This window comes from Comamonas odontotermitis (assembly GCF_020080045.1).
GTDB lineage: Bacteria > Pseudomonadota > Gammaproteobacteria > Burkholderiales > Burkholderiaceae_C > Comamonas > Comamonas odontotermitis.
In genome coordinates this window covers 3,420,803-3,441,105 of sequence record NZ_CP083451.1, presented here as the reverse complement: position 1 = coordinate 3,441,105, position 20,303 = coordinate 3,420,803, and the positions used below count along the sequence as shown (strand labels likewise).

Below are 20,303 nucleotides of genomic sequence, written 5' to 3'. Positions count from 1 at the left end.
TGGCCATGCAAGACAACGCAACACCAGGCACGCCGCTGCAGAGCGACCAGGAAAAGCACCTGGACACCAAAGGCTTCAACCTGTCGCGCTGGGCGCTGCAGCATATCCCGCTCACGCGCTACCTGCTCATCGTGCTGCTGCTGCTGGGCCTGGGGGCCTACTTCCAGCTGGGTCAGGATGAAGACCCGCCCTTCACCTTCCGCGCCATGGTGGTGTCTGCCGCGTGGCCGGGTGCTACGGCGCAGCAGGTGGCTGAGCAGGTGACCGACAAGATCGAGCGCACCCTGCAGGATGTTCCCAACGCCGACAAGATCGTGAGTTACTCCAAGCCGGGTGAGATGCTCATCATCCTGAACCTGCGCGAAGACACCAAGCCGGGCGACGTGCCGCAAACTTGGCTGACCGTGCGGAAAAAGGTGAGCGATATGCGGGTCACCCTGCCGCAAGGCGTGCTGGGGCCGTTCTTCAATGACGACTTTGGCGATGTGTACGGCGTGATCTACGCGCTGCAGGGTGATGGCTACAGCTACGCCGAGTTGAAGGAGTACGCCGACAGCGTGCGCCAGAGCTTGCTGCGCGTCAAGGATGTAGCCAAGGTGGAGCTGTTTGGGGTACAGGACGAGAAGCTGTTCATCGAAATCTCGCGTGCGAAGCTGGCGCAACTGGGGCTGGACATGAACCAGGTCATTGGCCAGCTGGGCCAGCAGAACGCCGTGCAAAGCGGTGGCGAGGTGCAGGCCAGCGCTGACCGCGTACAGGTCGAGGTGACGGGCGAATTCACGCGGCTGGACGATGTCAAGGCCATGCCCATCCGGGGGCCGGCGGGCGTGCAGCTCAAGCTGGGCGATATTGCCGACATCTACCGTGGCTACATCGATCCGGCCAAGACCAAGGTGCACTACCAGGGGCGACCCACGGTGGCGCTGGGCATCTCGATGCGCAAGGGCGGCGACGTGATTGCGCTGGGCAAGAACCTGCGTGCGGCCGTGGACAAAATTGCTCCGACCCTGCCCGCTGGCATGGGCCTCGCAAACGTGCAGGACCAGCCCAAGGCCGTGGCAACCTCGGTCAATGAATTTGTGCAGACCTTGATCGAGGCAGTGGTGATCGTGCTGGCGGTGAGCTTTTTGAGCCTGGGACTGCACATCCGCAAGGGCAAGGAGCCGCTGTGGCGCCGTGTCTCCGTCGATCCGCGCCCGGGCCTGGTGGTGGGCATCACCATTCCGCTGGTGCTGGCGGCTACCTTCCTGGCCATGTGGTATTGGGGAATCGGCTTGCACAAGGTGTCGCTGGGGTCGCTGATCATTGCGCTGGGCCTTCTGGTGGACGACGCGATCATTGCCGTGGAGATGATGGTGCGCAAGCTCGAGGAGGGCTACGACAAGGTAAGTGCGGCCACGGCGGCCTACGACATCACGGCCAAACCGATGCTGACCGGCACCCTGATTACGGCAGCGGGCTTCATGCCCATTGGCATTGCCAAATCCACCACCGGTGAGTACACCTTCGCCATCTTTGCGGTGACGGTGATTGCGCTGGTTATCAGCTGGGTGGCATCGGTGTACTTTGTTCCGTATTTGGGAACCGTATTCCTCAAAAAGCCCAGGCATGCGCCGGAGAGCGAAGGCGCTGGTCACCACGAAATGTTTGACACGCCGTTCTACAACCGCTTTCGCCGCACCGTGGGCTGGTGCGTGGAACACCGCTGGCTGACGATTGGCGCCACCCTGCTGGTGTTTGCACTGGGCCTGTTCGGCATGACAAAGGTGCAGCAGCAGTTCTTCCCCGACTCAAACCGCACTGAAATCCTGCTGGACGTGTGGCTGCCCGAGGGCGCCAGCGTAGCTGCGAATGAAGAGGTGACCCAGCGCATCGAAAAGCGCATGCAGGAGCAGCAGGGCATGGAATCGGTCACTTCCTGGGTCGGTTCGGGCGTGCCGCGCTTTTATCTGCCGCTCGACCAGATCTTCCCGCAGTCCAACGTATCGCAGCTGATACTGCTGCCCACCAATCTGGCCGAGCGCGACCGGTTGATGCAACAGCTGCCAACCATGCTGGCGCAGGAGTTTCCTGAGGTGCGGGCGCGCGTGAAGTTGTTGCCCAGCGGGCCACCGGTGCCGTATCCGGTGCAGTTTCGCGTCATGGGGCAAGACCCCAAGCTGCTGCGTGAGCTGGCCAACGAGGTGCGCGCGAAGCTGGAAGCATCGCCAGACATGCGCGGCGTGAACGACAACTGGAACGAAGCCATCAAGGTGCTGCGCCTGGAGGTGGACCAGAGCAAGGCCCGGGCCCTGGGCGTGAGCAACCAGGACATTGCCCAGGCCACGCGCACCCAGCTGTCGGGCAACACCATCGGTCAGTACCGCGAAGGCGACAAGCTGATCGACATGGTGCTGCGCCAGCCCGTGGACGAGCGCAAGGCGGTCACCGATGTGGGCAATGCCTATGTGGCATCCAGCAGCGGGCGGGCGATTCCGCTGTCGCAGATCGCCAAACCCACCTTCGTGTGGGAGCCGGGCATTCTGTGGCGGCAGGGGCGCGAGTACTCCATCACGGTGCAGGGCGATGTGGTGGCCGGACTGCAGGGCCCGACCGTCACGCAAAAGCTTTGGCCCGATCTGCAGAAGCTGCAAGAGGGCTGGGCAGCCAAGGGACTGAACCAATACCGCATCGAGATCGCCGGCGCCGTGGAAGAAAGCGCCAAGGGCTCGGACTCGATCATGGCAGGCATGCCAATCATGGTGTTCCTCGTCTTTACCCTGCTGATGCTGCAGTTGCACAGCTTCAGCCGCTCGGTGCTCGTCTACCTCACTGGTTTCCTGGGAATTTCGGGGGTGACGGCGGCGCTGCTGCTGTTGAACCGGCCGTTCGGCTTTGTGGCGCTTTTGGGCGTGATTGCGCTCATGGGTATGATCCAGCGCAACTCCGTCATCCTGATCGATCAGATCGAGGCCAACCATGCTGCGGGGCTGTCCACCTTCGACGCCATCGTCGAAGCGGCCACGCACCGCCTGCGCCCGATTGCGCTGACGGCAGCTGCCGCAGTGCTGGCGATGATTCCGCTCTCGCGCAGCATCTTCTGGGGGCCGATGGCGATAGCCATCATGGGCGGGTTGATCGTGGCCACGGTGCTGACCTTGCTGGCGCTGCCTGCCATGTATGCCGCCTGGTTCCGCGTGAAGAAGGAGCACAGCGACACCCCGCTGTCCGCTGCTGTCTGAGCAGCCGATTGCAGGCAGATGCAGCGCTTTTTTGCGCAGAACGGACCAGAAGGCGCAGGTCTTGCATGTAGAATTGCGGATTGACCTGAACGGGATATGGCGCCTGCCATGACCCGGACCGCGCGGGTGGCGAAATTGGTAGACGCACCAGGTTTAGGTCCTGACGGTGGCAACACTGTGGGGGTTCGAGTCCCCCCCCGCGCACCACAATTAGATGGCAATCCTTCTACCAGAAGGTGTGCATGCCTTGTTTGAAAGCCGGCTTCTCCTGGGGCCGGCTTTTTATTTGCAGGTGCAGGCTTGTGCCAACAAAAAATGAGGATTTCGGCCTGTCTCTGGATTGACAATCGGCGGCTTGCTGGCATGATTTGTCGCTGGTTCAGCCATTCATGCAGCACAGATATCTGTAATGACAAAAATCCAGCAAGCGGCGTTCTGCGTGTTACTGCTAGGGGCGCCGCAAATCCATGCGCAAACGCTGGATGCCTTGCTGTCACCTGAGCCGGTCAGCTCCACGGCGGAGAGCCAGGAGGCTGCAGCACGCAACATGCGTGAACTCATAGAGCGCTTCCAGCAGGCCCGCACCGTAACAGAGAAGCTGATGCTGCTGCAGCAAATGCGGGACCTGCAAGACGAGCTGCGCGATACAGCCACACTGCTGGCCTTGCGTGCCGAAATGCAGAAAACCATCGAAAGCGGAGAGGACGTATTGAAGCCCGATGCCATTCGGGTTTTGATGGGCACGGGAGCTGCTGATGAGAACGTGCCGTTCCTGGTCGCCGCCTGGGGCAAAAAGCAACTGGCCGAACCCCTGTTCTACCGCAGCCTGGCGGCACTGTACCCGCGTGCCAGCAAGCCCTGGCGGATGGAGATCATGAAGCTGCTGCTGCAAGGCGACATGATGCCCAGCCGAATCAAGCTTGTGGAAGTGTGGGGCAAACCCTCCACCCTGCAGAAGATGGATGCAGAGGAGCTTCAGGCTGTTCGCGGTTTTCTGGGCAAATGGCAGGGGGTCGTGCTGCGCTTGCAGCCGGGGCTTGGGAGCCTGGTGGTGCGCAACCTGCAATTGTGGTTGTCGGCGATGGCCAACCTGATGCAGGCCGAGAACGGTACGGCGCGTGCCGATGCAATGCTGTCCATCGTGCTGGATCCCCAGACGGACCCGCGCCTGCTGGTGGCCTGGATTCTGTCACCCGACTTCAAATCCCAGGCCTATGGCTCTCAGATCAGCCAAGCCACCTGGAAGAAATGTTACGAGCGCCTGCTTGCATTGCAGGCCAGTGCACCGGATTACGAGTTCATTCGCGCCGCCTGGCTGGTGCTGGAGCAGACCGGCCCCATGCGCTGACATGCCTGCCCGCTGGCAGGGGTGTGGCGGCGTGTTATTGGGCGTGGCTGGCTCATTCCTTTAAATTGCGGCCACCGGACGGCAATTATATATAATGCTTGGTTTCGGCTTACTGCGCCAGGCATTGCCATACCCAAGGTATTTGTGATGCATGCGCTATAAGCCATTGATTTTTGGCGTGTTGATGGGCAAATTTGCCGCTCGGGCGCCGCTTCGATGGAACCCAGGTACGAGACAGTGCCGGTGCACTGCATCGGTGTTGTTGCCAGCAGGGTTCGTGCCCAACTAGGAATTACCATGGCAGTGAATGTTGAAACCCTTGAGAAGCTCGAGCGCAAGATCTCGCTGAGCTTGCCCCTGGCTTCGGTGCAGACCGAAGTGGACAGCCGCTTGAAGCGCCTGGCTCGCACCGTGAAGATGGACGGCTTCCGTCCAGGCAAGGTGCCAATGAATGTGGTGGCACAGCGCTATGGCTATTCTGTCCAGTACGAAGTGCTGAACGAAAAGGTGGGTGAGGCGTTTGCCAAGGCTGCCAATGAAGCAGAACTGCGTGTGGCAGGCCAGCCCAAGATCACCGAAAAGGAAGGTGCTCCAGAGGGTGAACTGGCATTCGACGCCGTGTTCGAAGTGTTCCCTGAAGTCAAGATCGGCGATCTGGCCACTGCAGAAGTGGAAAAGCTGACCGCCGATGTGGACGACGCCGCCATCGACAAGACCATCGACATCCTGCGCAAGCAGCGCCGCACGTTTGCCCAGCGTCCTGCTGATGCAGCCGCTGTGGACGGCGACCGCGTGACCGTGGACTTCGAAGGCAAGATCGACGGCGAACCCTTTGCCGGCGGCAAGGCCGAAGGCTTCCAGTTCCTGATCGGCGAAGGCCAGATGCTCAAGGAATTCGAAGACGCAGTGCGCGGCATGAAGACGGGTGAGTCCAAGACTTTCCCTCTGGCATTCCCTGAGGACTACCACGGTAAGGATGTGGCTGGCAAGACCGCCGACTTCCTGGTGACCGTCAAGAAGGTGGAAGCCGCCAACCTGCCCGAAGTGACCGAGGCCTTTGCCAAGACCCTGGGCATTGCCGACGGCTCCGTTGAAGGACTGCGTGCCGACATCAAGAAGAACCTGGAGCGTGAAGTGAAGTTCCGCGTTCAGTCGCGCAACAAGCAAGCCGTGATGGAAGCCTTGGTGTCCAAGGCCGAACTGGACCTGCCCAAGGCCAGCATCGACGCTGAAGTCGGTCGTCTGCTCGAAGGCGCCCGTGCCGAGCTGAAGCAGCGCGGCATCAAGGATGCCGACAAGGCAGAAATCCCTGCTGACGTGTTCCTGCCACAAGCCGAGCGTCGCGTGCGCCTGGGCCTGGTGGTGGCCGAGCTGGTCAAGTCCAACAAGCTGGAAGCAACGCCCGAGCAGATCAAGGCCCATGTGGACGATCTGGCTTCGAGCTACGAAAAGCCTGAAGATGTGGTGCGTTGGTACTTTGGCGACCGCCAGCGTCTGGCCGAAGTCGAAGCCGTCGTGATTGAAAACAATGTGACGGATTTCGTGCTGGGCAAGGCCAAGGTCACCGACAAGACGGTGTCGTTCGACGAACTGATGGGCCAGCAGGCCTGATCGGCTGTGGCAGACAGGGGATTGCCGCGTCGGCAACCCCCCGTTTGACGGCCAACCCACGCAGGGGCTTGTGCTTTTGGGCGCAGGCCCCATTTTGTTGGGGTACAGTTAGTCGATTCACACAGAATTCGAAGCTAGCTTCCACCTATCCTCAATGGAGATGCAATGAGCGCACAAGATATTCAGAACTTGGGTTTGATCCCGATGGTGATCGAGCAATCGGGCCGTGGAGAGCGCTCGTTTGATATTTACTCGCGCCTGCTCAAGGACCGCGTGATTTTCCTGGTCGGCGAAGTGAACGACCAGACGGCCAACCTGGTGGTTGCCCAGTTACTGTTTCTGGAGAGCGAAAATCCAGACAAGGACATTTCCCTCTACATCAACTCGCCAGGCGGCAGCGTGACGGCTGGTATGGCCATCTATGACACCATGCAGTTCATCAAGCCGCAGGTCTCCACCATGTGCCTGGGCTTTGCAGCCAGCATGGGTGCGTTCCTGCTGGCTGCGGGCGAGAAGGGCAAGCGCTATTCGCTGCCCAATTCCAAGATCATGATCCACCAGGTGCTGGGCGGCGCGCGCGGCCAGGCAACGGATATCGAAATCCATGCCCGCGACATCATCCGTACCAAGGAACAGATGAACCGCATCCTGGCCGAACGCACGGGCCAGAGCTACGAGAAGGTCAAGAACGACACCGAGCGCGACTACTTCATGACGGCGAACGAGGCGCATGAATACGGTCTGATTGATACTGTGGTAGAAAAGCGCCCATAAGCAGGATCAAACCAAACCGGTAAAGGCGGCCTCAACCCTACCCGGTTGAGGCCGCTTTGTAGTTGGTTATCATTGTTTCCATATAGATTCGATTGAAGGCATTGCCCCCATGGCCGAGAAAAAAGGCTCATCCAGCGAAAAAACCCTGTACTGCTCGTTCTGCGGCAAAAGCCAGCATGAGGTCAAGAAACTCATTGCAGGCCCATCCGTGTTCATTTGCGATGAGTGCATCAACCTGTGCAACGACATCGTGCGCGACGAAGTGGCGGCAGAAGGCAAGGAAGGGGAAAAGCTCAAGGGCAATGACCTGCCAACGCCAGCCGATATCAAGGCCAATCTGGACAACTATGTGATTGGCCAGGACCCTGCCAAGCGCACCTTGGCCGTGGCGGTATACAACCACTACAAGCGTTTGCTGCACAAGGACAAGGCTGGCAAGGACGAGGTGGAGCTGGCCAAGAGCAACATCCTCCTGATCGGCCCGACGGGCTCCGGCAAGACCTTGCTGGCCCAGACGCTGGCGCGTCAGCTGAACGTGCCGTTTGTGATGGCCGATGCCACCACCTTGACCGAAGCCGGTTATGTGGGCGAGGACGTGGAAAACATCGTTCAGAAGCTGCTGCAAAGCTGCAACTACGATGTGGAGCGTGCCCAGCGTGGCATCGTCTATATCGATGAAATCGACAAGATCACCCGCAAGGCCGACAACCCATCGATCACCCGTGACGTGTCTGGCGAGGGTGTGCAGCAGGCGCTGCTTAAACTGATTGAGGGCACGATGGCTTCGATTCCTCCGCAAGGCGGCCGCAAGCACCCGAACCAGGATTTTCTGCAGGTGGACACCACCAACATCCTGTTCATCTGCGGCGGTGCGTTCGCAGGTCTGGAAAAGGTGATCGAGAACCGCTCCGAAGCATCCGGTATCGGTTTCAGTGCCACGGTCAAGAGCAAGCAGCAGCGCTCCATCTCGGAAACTTTCCGAGATATCGAGCCTGAAGACCTGATCAAGTTCGGCATCATTCCCGAGTTGGTGGGGCGCCTGCCCGTGGTGACGGCACTCGCCGAGCTGTCGGAAGATGCCCTGGTGCAGATCCTGACCCAGCCCAAGAACGCCTTGGTCAAGCAGTACAACAAGCTCCTGGGCATGGAAGGGGTGGAACTGGAAGTGCGTCCCGACGCCCTGACCGCCATTGCCAAGAAGGCGCTGGCGCGCAAGACGGGTGCCCGTGGCCTGCGTTCCATTCTGGAGCAATCGCTGATGACCACCATGTTCGACCTGCCGACGACCGACAATGTCGCCAAGGTCGTTGTTGAGGAGGCAACCATCAACGAAGGAAAGCCGCCACTGTTGGTCTACCGGGAAGCCGCCAAGAAGGCTTGAGTGCCTCAGCCTATATCTGGTAACCGCCAGTAGCTATTGTTTTTGATGAGCCTGCTTTTGCAGGCTCTGCCCTTTGGCAGGCTGTGGGTGCCTGTGAGAGGCGATCTCTGTCCCTACCCGTGGTTTTTCGCAAGCCGCAGGGTTGAAAAATTGCTTTTGCGAAGCATCTTCGTAAAAGTTTTAAAAGGATTTTCATGTCCGATACCCAATCCCTCACCACTCTCCCTTCGGAATTGCCCATGCTCCCGCTTCGGGACGTTGTGGTATTCCCGCACATGGTGATCCCGCTGTTTGTGGGCCGCCCCAAGAGCATCAAGGCGCTGGAGACGGCCATGGAGGCCGACCGCAAGATCATGCTGGTGGCGCAGAAGACGGCCGCCAAGGACGATCCCTCGGTAGCCGACATGTTCGATGTAGGCTGCGTCTCCACCATCCTCCAGATGCTCAAGCTGCCCGACGGCACGGTCAAGGTGCTGGTCGAAGGCGTGCAGCGTGCCCAGGTGGTTGAAATCGCAGAAGGCGAAGAATATTTCACCGCCAAGGTAGCTCCTGTGGAGCCGGGCGATGCGGCCGAGAAGGCCAGCGAGATCGAAGCATTGCGCCGTGCCGTGATGCAGCAGTTTGACCAGTACGTCAAGCTCAACAAGAAGATCCCCTCCGAGATCCTGACCTCGATTGCCGGTCTGGAGGACGCAGGACGTCTGGCCGATACCATTGCGGCGCATCTGCCGCTCAAGCTGGAAAACAAGCAGGCTGTGCTGGAGTTGCAGAACGTGCAGGACCGGCTGGAGAACCTGTACGACCAGCTCGAACGCGAAGTCGATATCCTCAATGTCGACAAGAAGATCCGCGGACGCGTCAAAAAGCAGATGGAAAAGAGCCAGCGCGACTTCTATCTGAACGAGCAGGTCAAGGCCATCCAGAAGGAACTGGGCGAAGGCGAGGACGGTGCTGACCTTGAAGAGCTGGAAAAGAAGATCCAGCTGGCCAAGATGCCGCAGGAAGCGCGCAAGAAGGCAGAGGCCGAGTTGAAGAAGCTCAAGCTGATGTCGCCGATGTCGGCAGAGGCTTCGGTGGTGCGCAACTTCCTCGAAACCTTGACGAATCTGCCCTGGAGCAAGAAGACCAAGGTCAAAAAGGATTTGGTGGCCGCCGAAGAGGTGCTCAATGCTGACCACTATGGCCTGGAAAAGGTCAAGGACCGCATTCTTGAGTATCTTGCTGTGCAGCAGCGCGTAGACAAGGTCAAGGCGCCCATCCTGTGCCTGGTGGGGCCCCCTGGCGTGGGCAAGACCTCACTGGGCCAGTCGATTGCCAAGGCCACGGGCCGCAAGTACGTGCGCATGGCGCTGGGTGGCATGCGTGACGAGGCGGAAATCCGCGGCCACCGCCGCACCTACATCGGCGCCATGCCGGGCAAGGTGTTGCAGAGCCTGACCAAGGTGGGCACCCGCAACCCGCTGTTCCTGCTGGACGAGATCGACAAGCTGGGCATGGATTTCCGTGGCGATCCATCGAGTGCCTTGCTTGAGGTGCTGGATCCGGAGCAGAACAGCAAGTTCGGCGACCACTATGTCGAGGTTGACTTCGATCTGAGCGATGTGATGTTCGTGGCGACTTCCAACTCCATGAACATTCCACCGGCGTTGCTGGACCGCATGGAGGTGATCCGTCTCTCGGGCTATACCGAAGACGAGAAGACCAATATCGCCATGCGCTACCTGTTGCCCAAGCAGATCGAGAACAACGGCGTCAAGGATGGCGAGCTGGAGCTGCGTGAAGACGCCGTGCGCGACATCGTGCGTTACTACACCCGCGAAGCTGGTGTGCGTTCGCTGGAGCGCGAACTCTCCAAGATCTGCCGCAAGGTGGTCAAGAACATCCAGCTGGGCAAGGTGCAGGCGCCGGTGTTGGTGACCGCTGACAACCTGCCCGACTATCTGGGTGTGCGCAAGTTCACCTATGGCCACGCCGAGCAGAAGAACCAGGTCGGCCAGGTAGTCGGTCTGGCATGGACGGAAGTGGGCGGCGATCTGCTGACCATTGAAGCGGCGGCCATGCCCGGCAAGGGCGTCATCAACCGCACCGGCTCGCTGGGCGATGTGATGAAGGAATCGGTGGAGGCTGCCCGCACCGTGGTGCGCAGCCGTGCCCGTTCGCTGGGTATCCGTGATGACGTGTTTGAAAAGCGCGATATCCACATCCACGTGCCCGATGGCGCCACTCCCAAGGATGGCCCGAGCGCAGGTGCGGCGATGACGACGGCGCTGGTATCGGCCCTCAGCGGCATTCCCGTGCGCGCCGATGTGGCCATGACGGGCGAAATCACGCTGCGTGGCGAGGTGACGGCGATTGGCGGTTTGAAGGAAAAGCTGCTGGCGGCACTGCGAGGCGGCATCAAGACGGTGCTGATCCCTGAAGAGAACGTCAAGGACCTGGCCGAGATTCCAGACAACGTCAAGAGCGCCATGGAAATCGTGCCCGTGCGCTGGATCGACAAGGTGCTGGACATTGCTCTGGAAGCCAAGCCCATGCCTTTGACTGATGACGCTTCGGCGGATACCCCGGTTGTGCCTGCCGCTGCTGTGGCTGCCACGGCGGCCAAGGCAGAGCCTGCACGCCGCAGTCGGGCGGTCAAGCACTGACGGGAAAGCGAAACGGCTTCGCGCGAATAAAACGGGGCCGTTTCGCTCAAACGCCAAAAAAAGTGCGATACAATGCATTCCATCGCGGAGACGGTATATAATCGCTGTCTTCCGATAAAACGGATACATGCGGGAATAGCTCAGTTGGTAGAGCGCAACCTTGCCAAGGTTGAGGTCGACGGTTCGAGACCGTTTTCCCGCTCCAGATTCGTAGTGCTGGTGTACCGGTGCTGCAAACAATCCAAGGCGCGATAGCAAAGCGGTTATGCCCCGGATTGCAAATCCGGTTAGACCAGTTCGACTCTGGTTCGCGCCTCCAAAAGATGCTTGTCAGTATGTTTTGGGTTCGTGGAAAAACGAACATTTTTGCGGGAATAGCTCAGTTGGTAGAGCGCAACCTTGCCAAGGTTGAGGTCGACGGTTCGAGACCGTTTTCCCGCTCCAGTTTTCAAAGCTGGTGTGATGCAGATCATGCTGGCAATGCGGGAATAGCTCAGTTGGTAGAGCGCAACCTTGCCAAGGTTGAGGTCGACGGTTCGAGACCGTTTTCCCGCTCCAGTTTTCAAGGCTGGTGTGATGCAGATCATGCTGGCAATGCGGGAATAGCTCAGTTGGTAGAGCGCAACCTTGCCAAGGTTGAGGTCGACGGTTCGAGACCGTTTTCCCGCTCCAATACGACAAGAAGGAAGCCTCGGCTTCCTTTTTTGTTGTCGGCTCACAAATCGCCAAACTGCAGGGCTTGCCCCGCTAGAATAAGCGGATGTGCTGCCTCGGTGGTGAAATTGGTAGACACCCGGGACTTAAAATCCCGTGCCGCGAAAGTGGCGTGCCGGTTCGATCCCGGCCCGAGGCACCAGTCAAGCGAAGCCAACAGGCCTGCCCTGTTGGCTTTTTCTTCGGGTGTCATCGACAAACCGGGCACAATGCCTGATAGTGTGGATGCGGCGCCGCTCGGGTGGGCGGCCTGCGCAACGGCGATGCGGCGTGCCGTGTCATCTAGTGTGGAGCAGCTGGCGCAAGCGGCGGCTTCGATTGAGGAAGGTACAGAACATGCCCAGTTACAACCCACCCTTTGAGATCCATGTCCACGGCCAGGTGTTGCTGCGGGCCGATGTCGGCTTCGACCAGCTGCAGGAGGCCTTGAAGCCCCTGTGGCAGTATGCGGGCGCGAAGTCGCTGGTCGATGGCGCTGAAAGCGCCTACGAGGAAGAGCCCGGCATCCTGTTCGAGCCCAAGGACCATATCCTGCAGATGTGCTGGACGGTACGCGGTGACGACGATTTCCGCCAGGCGCTTGATGACATGTGCATGAACCTGAACGAGCTGGCCGAGCAGGGCGCGGCCATCGAGGTTACGTTCTACGACGCCGAGTTCGACGACGAAGACCAGGACCGCAGCGCAGAGTCGCGCGATGACTTCATGATGCTGTTCGTCGGCCCGACGCCCGCAGCCATCATGCAGGTGCAGCGCGACATGCTGGTGCAGGATGTGGTCAACATGATGGAGCGCCACTTTGATGCGAGCGAGCTGCAAGGCGTTGTAGGTGAGATCGACAAGCTGTTCAGCCAGCGGTTTGATGCCCTGGTTGATTCGCTGGAGATCGGCAAGCCGCCGCGTGGTGCCGGTGGCTCGGGCGGGCACGGCGGTGGCCGCCGCCCCCGTCATTTGCATTGAATGGGGTGTTAGCGCTTGATGGATGGGCGCTGACAGCTATCAATTTTGTAGTTTTGTTTTTCTGACCAAGGCAGCCACGTGCTGCCTTGGCTGCTTTCCAGCCATGACTTCCTCTGTTCCATTGCCCTATCTGCAAGCCTACCCGCCCAGTCTGCAGCAGCAGGCGATGGGTCTGGTGCAATCGGGCAAGCTGGGCGATTGGTTGCTGCAGCGCCACCCAGAGGCGCACCAGATGCGCTCGGACAAGGCCTTGCATGGCTATGTGACCGGATTGAAGACCGAGTACATGCGCAATGCTGCGCCGCTGGCCAAGGTGGTCTATGACAGCAAGCTGCAACTGGTGTACCAGGCGCTGGGCATTCATATGCGCAGTGGCAAGAACCATGGTGGCAAAACCCAGTCGCGGCATGAGATTCGCATTGGTAGCCTGTTCAAGCACGCGCCTGAGCCATTCCTGCGGATGATCGCCGTGCACGAGCTGGCCCATCTGCGCGAAACAGACCACAACAAGGCGTTCTACCAGTTGTGCGAATACATGGAGCCCGCCTACCACCAGCTGGAGCTGGAGACGCGGCTGTATCTGACATGGCTGGATGCTGGCGGCAAGCGGTTGTGGAAAGATGCCCGAGACAGCGACGATTCAGGCGATGGCCGCTGAACTGGCGCATGTCGTCGGCAGACCCAGCCATTGCTCTGCTGCATGGCGCAGAGCGGAAACATCGCCTGTGGTGAAGAGCTGGCAAGCCTCTGCCGCCGTCCCCATCTCCACGTCCTGCTTGCGCAGCATGCCGGTGGCATGCAGCAGGCTGTACGTGCGCCGGGCCACCGGGGTGCCGGTGTCGACCAGGGTGACTCCGGGGCCCACCAGACTGCGTAGGGTATCGGCTGCGAATACGTAATGCGTGCAGCCCAGCACCAAGGTGTCGATCTCGCCAGGCGCAGTGCCAAACGTGCCCATGGCGCTTGTGTATTGTGCGCAAAGTGCTCTTATTTGTGTAGCATTCTGAGACGCTGAAATACTGGGGAGAGTGCTGTCCTCAATGGCCCGCGCAAGGCCCGCACAGGCCTGTACTACAAATTGTGTATGCGCCGAATGGGCAGCCTGCAGCGCGGCAAAGCGATGGCTGCTCACTGTGCCTTGCGTGGCAATCACCCCCACCTTGTGGGTTTTGCTGTACAGGGCGGCAGGCTTGAGCGCAGGCTCCACGCCAATGATGGGCAGGCCGGGATTGCCATCGCGCAGGCTGTCAATGGCCGCTGCCGTGGCGGTGTTGCAGGCGATGACCAAGGCCTTCACATCGTGCTGGTTGCGCATCCAGTCGGTGATACGGGCGCTGCGCGCCTGCACAAAGGCGTCTCCTCGTTCGCCATAGGGCGCATTGCCGCTATCGGCCAGATACACAAAGCGCTCGCCAGGCAGTACTTCGCGCAGTGCCTGCAGCACACTCAGGCCGCCGATGCCGCTGTCAAAGACGCCAATGGGAGAGGTGGGAGTAGGCATGGCTGTGTATGCTGTCCGTCAACAAGGTGCCGCAGATTGTAGGCAGGCCCGGGTACCTATGCATCCACCTGGGCCAACAGCATCAACGATGTGGCGACAATGCTGACTGTGAGCACCAGCAGCACCGTGGCTACCACATGCAAGGCGCGAGGCAAGGTGGGCTGCCAGCGGCGCAACAGGCAGTGGGCGGGGGTGATCAGCAGTGCCTGAAGAAAGCTGGCCGAGATGAGCACCGGCCACAGCTTGTCGCCCTGGATGCGATCGAGCAGCGCTGCGTCGCCAGCAAGGAGAAACAACTGCTCGGCCGGCCAATAGCTGGCAAAACCAGGCAGGCCCAGAAAGACAAAAGACAGCACCAGCCCTGCCGCTGTGCACAGCAAGGGGACACGCTGTCGTATGACCCAGCCCCACAGATTTTGCAAAACTGCCATATCTGCATTGTGCCTTGGGATACGAATATCAAAAATGATAGCTATAGGCGCTTTGATTTAAAGCGCTGCAATATAAAAATATGGGAATGATTCGATGCAGAATATCTGTTGCTTTGACCCATAATCCTGACTCAGCCTCTGGCCGTTGTGCAAGCAGGACAATGGGCGCGGGTGTATAAATTTGCCTTCGTCAAATGGGAGCGGCTTCGGCACGAAGGCGCACCATCCGCAGCTCTCGCGCTGCCAAACCAACAACAAGGAAATCGCAGCCATGGGCGCGCAATGGAAAGCAAAGGGCAAGGCGCTGGTCGCCGATGCCAAAGGCAAACTCTTCGGCAAACTGGTCAAGGAAATCACCGTGGCCGCACGCTTGGGCGGAGGAGACCCGGCCAGCAACTCGCGCCTGCGCATGGCAGTGGAAGCTGCCCGCAAGGCATCCATGCCCAAGGATACGCTAGAGCGTGCCATCAAGAAGGGCTCTGGCGCAGGGGCGGATGCGGTCAATTACTCGACCGTGCTGTTCGAAGGCTATGCTCCGCACCGCGTGCCGGTGATGGTGGAATGCCTGACCGACAACCCCAACCGCACCGCCCCCAATATGCGTGTGTGCTTCCGCAAGGGGCAGCTGACGGCTGTGGCCTGGGATTTTGACCATGTCGGCATGATTGAAGGCGAAGCTGAAAACGGCGCAGATGTGGAGCTGGCAGCCATCGAAGCGGGTGCGCAGGATTTCGAGCCGGGCGAGGAAGAGGGTGTGACCCTGTTCATCACCGAGCCCACCGACCTGGACACCGTGAGCAAGGCGCTGCCTGAGCAAGGCATCAAGGTGCTGTCTGCCAAGCTGGGCTACAAGGCCAAAAACCCCGTGAGCATGGGTGGCTTGCCCCCCGAGGCACAGGAAGAAGTGCAAGCCTTTCTGGCCGGTCTTGAAAACGATGACGACGTGCAGCACGTCTACGTGGGCCTGGTTGACTGAGCCATGTGCAACATCACCTTGAAGCAGCCCGTGTGGCTGCTTTTTTTATGTCTGCGGCGAAAAAATTTTCGCAAAATGTAGTTCTTGGTAGGCAGAGCGCGTATGGCCCATTGACAGCGCGTGCAACTTGTGCCGAAATGCGCCTGCGCTGGTCTTCGGCGTAGTTTTTAAAAGAGCCTATTCCATGAAAAAACTCATCGTTCTCGCCGGTATCGCGCTGGCATCCCAGTTTGCCTTGGCTGCCGACAAGGCACCCACCGCGCAACAACAGCTGATGGGCACCTGCAACACCGAAGCCAAGACCAAGGAACTCAAGGGTGACGACCGCAAGCAGTTCATGTCCAGTTGCCTGTCTGATGGCCGCAAGCGCCAGCAGGAACGCATGAAGGCCTGCAACGTGGACGCTACCGGCAAGAAGGGTGACGAGCGCAAGGCTTTCATGAGCGAGTGCCTCAAGAAGTAAGCGGCGCTGCCTGATGATGAAAGGCCTGCATGGGAATGCAGGCCTTTTGCTTTTCAGTCGATGGACGACGGGCGGGCGCTGCGGTGCTCCGGTCAGCCCTGCGCCTGGGCGGTAGGGGTTGCATTCCACTGCTGCACGAAGGCCTGGCGAAAATCTGCAACCCACTGCGCGCGTCGCTCTGCCTTCTGCCTGCCCGCTGCGGTCTGCATGGTGGGAGGTAACTGCAGTAGCTTGGCGGCGATATGGTCCAGCGTGAACTGTTGGTCGTCCAAGGTGCGCTCTGTGCCAAGCGGATCTGTTGCATGCGCCAGCGTGCGGCCCAACTGGCCGCCGATATGGAACATGCGCGCCAGGCCCACAGGGCCCAGGGCATCAAGCCGGTCGGCATCCTGCACGATCTGTGCTTCCAGGGTGGCGGGCGTGATCCGGGCAGAAAAGCTGTGGGCTGCAATGGCATGGGCCACGGACTCCAGCTTCTCTGCGGGAAAGCCTTGGGCGAGCAGCAGTTCGGTGGCACGTTCGGCAGCCATGCGTGATGCCTGCGCGCGATCGGGGTGGCTTTTGGGCAGGTTCACCACATCATGCAAATAGCAGGCAGCCAGCACGACCAATGCATCAGCCTGAGGGTATTGTTGCAGCAGTTGCTGCGCATTTCCCCATACGCGCTGCAGGTGCGAGGTGTCGTGGGCCGCATCCTGATCCATCTCCTGCGCGGCCAGTTGCTGACAACGTACCTGCCAGTGCTGCAGATCATCTGTCATCGCCATCATTTGCCCTGGCGCTGGAACACCAGCGCGCGGTTATTGGCTGGCATGGCGTGGTCTTGCAGCAGCTGCAGGCCATGGTGTTGGGCGAGCGCCAGCACATCCTCAAAGTGGCGGATGCCGCTTTGCGCATCGCGCTGGCGCAGCCAGGCGTCGAAGGCACGGTTGCTGTCGCTGGTGAATTGGCCTCCATCGTTGAAAGGGCCATAGACGGCAAAGATTCCATCCACCGGCAGGTGAGCGCCCACGAGTGCCACCAGGTTTTCTACCAGGGGCCACGCAATGATGTGCAGGGTATTGGCCGTGAAAACGGCGTCAAAAGCACCGTCAGCGGTCTGGGGCCACTGCGCCGTGTTCAGATCCAGTGGCAGCGGCGCGCGCAGATTGGGCGCCGGGTGCGCGGCATGCCAGGCCCGGATGCCGGCATGGTGCTCAGGCAGATCGCTGGTTTGCCATACCAGCTGTGGCAACTGCGGCGCAAAGTACACGCTGTGCTGGCCCGTGCCTGAGCCAATCTCCAATACATGGCGCCGTCCCTTCATTGCATCGCGCAGCACGGCCAGGATCGGCTCTCGGTTGTTTTCACAGGCTTGGGAGAAGGGCAGATCGATCATATTGCGGGGGCAAAAAGCGAGCTGCCGAGTATGCCGCAGGCAGCCTGGGTATGAACACGTGGGTGTTTAGGCCCCCCGCACCATCTGCATGATCTTGGCCGTATTCAGCCCGCGCGCGGTCTCCTGCATCTGCGGCAGGTAGCGCTCCTGCAGCACGCGTCCGTCCTGCATCACATGCTGGTAGGCGTTTTTCAGCATCTCTGTGGATAACTGGCGGCCTCCTGCATAGTACTGGTTGGCTACATGGCCCAGTGCGTAGGTGCTGGCAAAGCTCATGCCGCTGCTGACGGCCTGGCGGCCCAGCCCGCCCAACAGGCCTTTGCCAGCCTTGCCTAGCAGGCCACCGAGCAGCTTGCGGCCAGCTTGCTCCAGGTATTGCGATGTCAGGCCGACACCCAGTGCAGCCAGCAGGTCCTTGATGTGACCACGATCCAGCTCATAGCCGTAGCTCTGGCCAATCTGGTAGACCAATCGCATCTGCAGCGGAATGATGGCGAGGGTGGAGAGGTTTTCTGGCAGCAGCTCGATGGCACCGTTCAGAATCGACGCCTTGAGAATCTTGCTATCCATGTCGGCTGCGGTCAGCTGGCTGGGGCGGCGCTGGTCGGCTCCGCTGGGCAGGGTATCAACAGCTGCCGGGTGCGGAACCGGGCCACTGCCGATGGCAACAGGCACAGCCCCTTGGGGTGTGGCTGCCCTGAGCGGCGCCTCGGCAATGGTCTGGGCATCGCGCTCAAAAGTCGGGGGCGTCATTGGCGCAGGACTTGCAGCCGCTGTAACAGCCGCGCTGGCAGTATTGCCACCGAGCTGCCAGGCTTGCCGCAGCGATGCAAGGAAGGCTTCTTCCTTGGCGCTGGTCTGGCCGTCAGCCTCGCACACGCACACGGCCATTTCGTATGCCAGCTGGCGCGAATCAGCGCTGCTGAGCTGTGCTTGCACATCGGCCAATTGCACCCGGCGCAGCAGCACATCCTGGTACAGGCTGGGCAGGTTCACCTGATGGTCACCGGCCAGTCCTTCGGCGACCTGGCGGATCTGCTCGCGTTCACGGTCATGTTTCTCGCCATCGGCAAAGGATGCCAGCAGGCAAATCGTTAATGTGGCGCGGATTTCGTCAGCGGTCATGGGCGGTGATCCTGGTCGTGAAAGAGCCTATTGGACAAGGCGTTGTACCGCAGGTTCCGCCAGTTGCGTAACCGGGTGCAATTCAGCGCGCTGGCTTTGCGACGGGCATGGGCTGGCTGCAGGCGTCTGGCACATCCCCCAAAAAGAACAAAACCGCCCAAAGGCGGTCCTGTTTACTCCAATGCTGGGCAGCTCAGTGCATCAGGCGCCAGCCAGGGCAATGCCTTTGAACTCGCCCGAGGCGATGCGCTTGCTCCACTCGGCGGGGCCGGTGTTGTGGGCGCTGGTGCCGCCGGCATCGACAGCCACGGTCACGGGCATGTCGACCACGTCGAACTCGTAGATGGCTTCCATGCCCAGGTCTTCAAAGCCCACAACCTTGGCGTGCTTGATGGCCTTGGAGACGAGGTAGGCGGCGCCGCCCACGGCCATCAGGTAGGCACTCTTGTGGTTCTTGATGGCCTCGATGGCGACCGGGCCGCGTTCGGACTTGCCGATCATCGCGATCAGGCCGGTCTTGGACAGCATCATGTCGGTGAACTTGTCCATGCGGGTGGCGGTGGTGGGGCCTGCAGGGCCAACGACTTCGTCGCGCACGGGGTCTACGGGGCCCACGTAGTAGATCACGCGGTTGGTGAAGTCCACGGGCAGCTTTTCGCCCTTGGCCAGCATGTCCTGGATGCGCTTGTGCGCTGCGTCGCGGCCGGTGAGCATCTTGCCGTTGAGCAAGATGGTGTCGCCGGGTTTCCAGCTGGCCACTTCTTCCTTGGTCAGGGTGTTCAGGTCGACGCGCTTGGACTTGTTGTAGTCGGGGGCCCATTCGATCTTGGGCCACAGATCCAGCGAAGGCGCTTCCAGGTACACGGGGCCCGAGCCGTCCATCACGAAATGGGCGTGGCGCGTGGCTGCGCAATTGGGGATCATGGCCACGGGCTTGGAGGCCGCGTGCGTGGGGTACATGTTGATCTTGACGTCCAGCACCGTGGTCAGACCGCCCAGGCCTTGCGCGCCAATGCCCAGGGCATTGACCTTTTCGAAGAGTTCCAGACGCAGTTCTTCGACCTGATCGAGTTTTTCACCCCGAGCCGCCTTTTGCTGCAGCTCGTACATGTTCAGGTCTTCCATCAGGCTTTCCTTGGCCAAGAGGACAGCTTTCTCTGCAGTACCGCCGATGCCGATGCCCAGCATGCCCGGTGGGCACCAGCCAGCGCCCATGGTGGGTACGGTCTTCAGAACCCAGTCGACGAGGTTGTCGCTCGGGTTCATCATGATCATCTTGGACTTGTTCTCCGAGCCGCCGCCCTTGGCTGCCACGGTCACGTCGAGCTTGTCGCCGGGCACGATCTGCACGTTGATGACGGCAGGCGTGTTGTCCTTCGTGTTCTTGCGGGCGAATTGCGGGTCGGCCACAACAGAGGCGCGCAGCGTGTTGTCGGGGTGGTTGTAGCCACGGCGCACGCCTTCGTTGATGGCATCTTCCAGGCCCATGGTGAAGCCTTCCCATTTGACATCCATGCCCACCTTGAGGAACACGTTCACGATACCTGTGTCCTGGCAGATGGGGCGCTGGCCGGTGGCGCTCATCTTCGAGTTGGTCAGGATCTGCGCCATCGCATCCTTGGCCGCCGGGCTCTGCTCGCGCTCATAGGCGCGGGCCAGGTGCTGGATGAAATCGGGCGTGTGGTAGTAGCTGATGTACTGGAGGGCGCCTGCGATCGAGTCGATCAGGTCCTGCTGACGGATGGAGGTGGTCATCGTGAAGCTTCTCGGGTTAT

Annotated in this window: 16 protein-coding genes and 7 tRNA genes; 17 read left to right on the top strand and 6 right to left on the bottom strand. The window is 60.3% G+C overall.

The features are described from left to right. The first annotated feature begins 5 nt into the window (after positions 1-5). From LAD35_RS15920 to LAD35_RS15850, 15 genes are all read left to right on the top strand, one after another. Entirely contained in the window at positions 6-3,221 is a 3,216-nt protein-coding gene (locus LAD35_RS15920) for an efflux RND transporter permease subunit (protein WP_224149968.1), read from the top strand. A 120-nt stretch (positions 3,222-3,341) separates the two neighbouring features. Continuing rightward, positions 3,342-3,428 (top strand) — tRNA-Leu (locus tag LAD35_RS15915). A gap of 202 nt (positions 3,429-3,630) precedes the next feature. Then, positions 3,631-4,569, top strand: coding sequence for a hypothetical protein (locus LAD35_RS15910; RefSeq protein WP_224149967.1), 939 nt, complete (start codon positions 3,631-3,633; stop codon positions 4,567-4,569). Positions 4,570-4,866: 297 nt separating this feature from the next. Continuing rightward, on the top strand, positions 4,867-6,180 hold the full coding sequence (gene tig / locus LAD35_RS15905) for a trigger factor (RefSeq protein ID WP_224149966.1): 1,314 nt from the start codon (positions 4,867-4,869) through the stop codon (positions 6,178-6,180). Positions 6,181-6,345: 165 nt separating this feature from the next. Continuing rightward, complete coding sequence (gene clpP, locus LAD35_RS15900) at positions 6,346-6,954, top strand: ATP-dependent Clp endopeptidase proteolytic subunit ClpP (protein ID WP_224149965.1); 609 nt, start codon at positions 6,346-6,348, stop codon at positions 6,952-6,954. Between the two features lie 109 nt (positions 6,955-7,063). Further along, on the top strand, positions 7,064-8,335 hold the full coding sequence (gene clpX, locus LAD35_RS15895) for an ATP-dependent Clp protease ATP-binding subunit ClpX (protein ID WP_224149964.1): 1,272 nt from the start codon (positions 7,064-7,066) through the stop codon (positions 8,333-8,335). A gap of 194 nt (positions 8,336-8,529) precedes the next feature. Further along, positions 8,530-10,980, top strand: a complete 2,451-nt coding sequence (gene lon / locus LAD35_RS15890) for an endopeptidase La (RefSeq protein ID WP_224149963.1) — start codon at positions 8,530-8,532, stop codon at positions 10,978-10,980. Positions 10,981-11,109: 129 nt separating this feature from the next. Further along, positions 11,110-11,185, top strand: a tRNA-Gly gene (locus tag LAD35_RS15885). A 40-nt stretch (positions 11,186-11,225) separates the two neighbouring features. Continuing rightward, positions 11,226-11,299, top strand: a tRNA-Cys gene (locus LAD35_RS15880). Between the two features lie 49 nt (positions 11,300-11,348). Beyond that, positions 11,349-11,424: transfer RNA gene (locus LAD35_RS15875), tRNA-Gly, on the top strand. Positions 11,425-11,462: 38 nt separating this feature from the next. Further along, a tRNA-Gly gene (locus LAD35_RS15870) sits at positions 11,463-11,538 on the top strand. 38 nt (positions 11,539-11,576) lie between these two features. Continuing rightward, positions 11,577-11,652 (top strand) — tRNA-Gly (locus tag LAD35_RS15865). 95 nt (positions 11,653-11,747) lie between these two features. Beyond that, positions 11,748-11,836: transfer RNA gene (locus tag LAD35_RS15860), tRNA-Leu, on the top strand. A gap of 194 nt (positions 11,837-12,030) precedes the next feature. Beyond that, positions 12,031-12,654, top strand: a complete 624-nt coding sequence (locus LAD35_RS15855) for a DUF6806 family protein (RefSeq protein ID WP_184707490.1) — start codon at positions 12,031-12,033, stop codon at positions 12,652-12,654. Between the two features lie 103 nt (positions 12,655-12,757). Next, the gene (locus tag LAD35_RS15850; RefSeq protein WP_224149962.1) at positions 12,758-13,312 is read left to right on the top strand and encodes a YgjP-like metallopeptidase domain-containing protein; all 555 of its coding nucleotides are present in this window, start codon (positions 12,758-12,760) and stop codon (positions 13,310-13,312) included. On the opposite strand, the gene murI is transcribed toward LAD35_RS15850, so the two are convergent. Continuing rightward, on the bottom strand, positions 13,295-14,155 hold the full coding sequence (gene murI / locus LAD35_RS15845) for a glutamate racemase (protein WP_224149961.1): 861 nt from the start codon (positions 14,153-14,155) through the stop codon (positions 13,295-13,297). The two genes, LAD35_RS15850 and murI, sit on opposite strands and share 18 nt — an antisense overlap. A gap of 56 nt (positions 14,156-14,211) precedes the next feature. Beyond that, the gene (locus LAD35_RS15840) at positions 14,212-14,586 is read right to left on the bottom strand and encodes a hypothetical protein (RefSeq protein WP_224149960.1); all 375 of its coding nucleotides are present in this window, start codon (positions 14,584-14,586) and stop codon (positions 14,212-14,214) included. Between the two features lie 271 nt (positions 14,587-14,857). Here LAD35_RS15840 and LAD35_RS15835 point away from each other — a divergent pair, with 271 nt between their 5' ends. Then, on the top strand, positions 14,858-15,562 hold the full coding sequence (locus LAD35_RS15835) for a YebC/PmpR family DNA-binding transcriptional regulator (protein WP_224149959.1): 705 nt from the start codon (positions 14,858-14,860) through the stop codon (positions 15,560-15,562). Positions 15,563-15,746: 184 nt separating this feature from the next. Then, positions 15,747-16,025, top strand: a complete 279-nt coding sequence (locus tag LAD35_RS15830; RefSeq protein WP_224149958.1) for a PsiF family protein — start codon at positions 15,747-15,749, stop codon at positions 16,023-16,025. A gap of 92 nt (positions 16,026-16,117) precedes the next feature. Here the strand turns inward: LAD35_RS15830 and LAD35_RS15825 are convergent, their stop codons facing one another. The 4 genes from LAD35_RS15825 to LAD35_RS15810 form a co-directional block, all read right to left on the bottom strand. Continuing rightward, entirely contained in the window at positions 16,118-16,786 is a 669-nt protein-coding gene (locus tag LAD35_RS15825; protein ID WP_377779325.1) for an HD domain-containing protein, read from the bottom strand. A 5-nt stretch (positions 16,787-16,791) separates the two neighbouring features. Further along, positions 16,792-17,403 carry a DUF938 domain-containing protein gene (locus tag LAD35_RS15820; protein WP_224149957.1) on the bottom strand — a complete coding sequence of 204 codons (612 nt, stop codon included), beginning with the start codon at positions 17,401-17,403 and terminating at the stop codon, positions 16,792-16,794. 66 nt (positions 17,404-17,469) lie between these two features. Continuing rightward, on the bottom strand, positions 17,470-18,528 hold the full coding sequence (locus LAD35_RS15815) for a YcjF family protein (protein ID WP_224149956.1): 1,059 nt from the start codon (positions 18,526-18,528) through the stop codon (positions 17,470-17,472). Between the two features lie 201 nt (positions 18,529-18,729). Beyond that, complete coding sequence (locus LAD35_RS15810) at positions 18,730-20,283, bottom strand: fumarate hydratase (RefSeq protein WP_184708317.1); 1,554 nt, start codon at positions 20,281-20,283, stop codon at positions 18,730-18,732. Positions 20,284-20,303 lie beyond the last annotated feature (20 nt).

Excerpts from the sequence above, each read along its gene's own strand:
- tig (WP_224149966.1), top strand. The coding sequence starts at position 4,867 with ATGGCAGTGAATGTTGAAACCCTTGAGAAGCTCGAGCGCAAGATCTCG.
- LAD35_RS15850 (WP_224149962.1), top strand. The coding sequence starts at position 12,758 with ATGACTTCCTCTGTTCCATTGCCCTATCTGCAAGCCTACCCGCCCAGT.
- clpP (WP_224149965.1), top strand. The coding sequence starts at position 6,346 with ATGAGCGCACAAGATATTCAGAACTTGGGTTTGATCCCGATGGTGATC.
- LAD35_RS15840 (WP_224149960.1), bottom strand. The coding sequence starts at position 14,586 with ATGGCAGTTTTGCAAAATCTGTGGGGCTGGGTCATACGACAGCGTGTC.
- clpX (WP_224149964.1), top strand. The coding sequence starts at position 7,064 with ATGGCCGAGAAAAAAGGCTCATCCAGCGAAAAAACCCTGTACTGCTCG.
- LAD35_RS15820 (WP_224149957.1), bottom strand. The coding sequence starts at position 17,403 with ATGATCGATCTGCCCTTCTCCCAAGCCTGTGAAAACAACCGAGAGCCG.
- LAD35_RS15910 (WP_224149967.1), top strand. The coding sequence starts at position 3,631 with ATGACAAAAATCCAGCAAGCGGCGTTCTGCGTGTTACTGCTAGGGGCG.
- murI (WP_224149961.1), bottom strand. The coding sequence starts at position 14,155 with ATGCCTACTCCCACCTCTCCCATTGGCGTCTTTGACAGCGGCATCGGC.
- LAD35_RS15920 (WP_224149968.1), top strand. The coding sequence starts at position 6 with ATGCAAGACAACGCAACACCAGGCACGCCGCTGCAGAGCGACCAGGAA.
- LAD35_RS15825 (WP_377779325.1), bottom strand. The coding sequence starts at position 16,786 with ATGACAGATGATCTGCAGCACTGGCAGGTACGTTGTCAGCAACTGGCC.
- LAD35_RS15835 (WP_224149959.1), top strand. The coding sequence starts at position 14,858 with ATGGGCGCGCAATGGAAAGCAAAGGGCAAGGCGCTGGTCGCCGATGCC.
- LAD35_RS15830 (WP_224149958.1), top strand. The coding sequence starts at position 15,747 with ATGAAAAAACTCATCGTTCTCGCCGGTATCGCGCTGGCATCCCAGTTT.
- LAD35_RS15810 (WP_184708317.1), bottom strand. The coding sequence starts at position 20,283 with ATGACCACCTCCATCCGTCAGCAGGACCTGATCGACTCGATCGCAGGC.
- lon (WP_224149963.1), top strand. The coding sequence starts at position 8,530 with ATGTCCGATACCCAATCCCTCACCACTCTCCCTTCGGAATTGCCCATG.
- LAD35_RS15855 (WP_184707490.1), top strand. The coding sequence starts at position 12,031 with ATGCCCAGTTACAACCCACCCTTTGAGATCCATGTCCACGGCCAGGTG.
- LAD35_RS15815 (WP_224149956.1), bottom strand. The coding sequence starts at position 18,528 with ATGACCGCTGACGAAATCCGCGCCACATTAACGATTTGCCTGCTGGCA.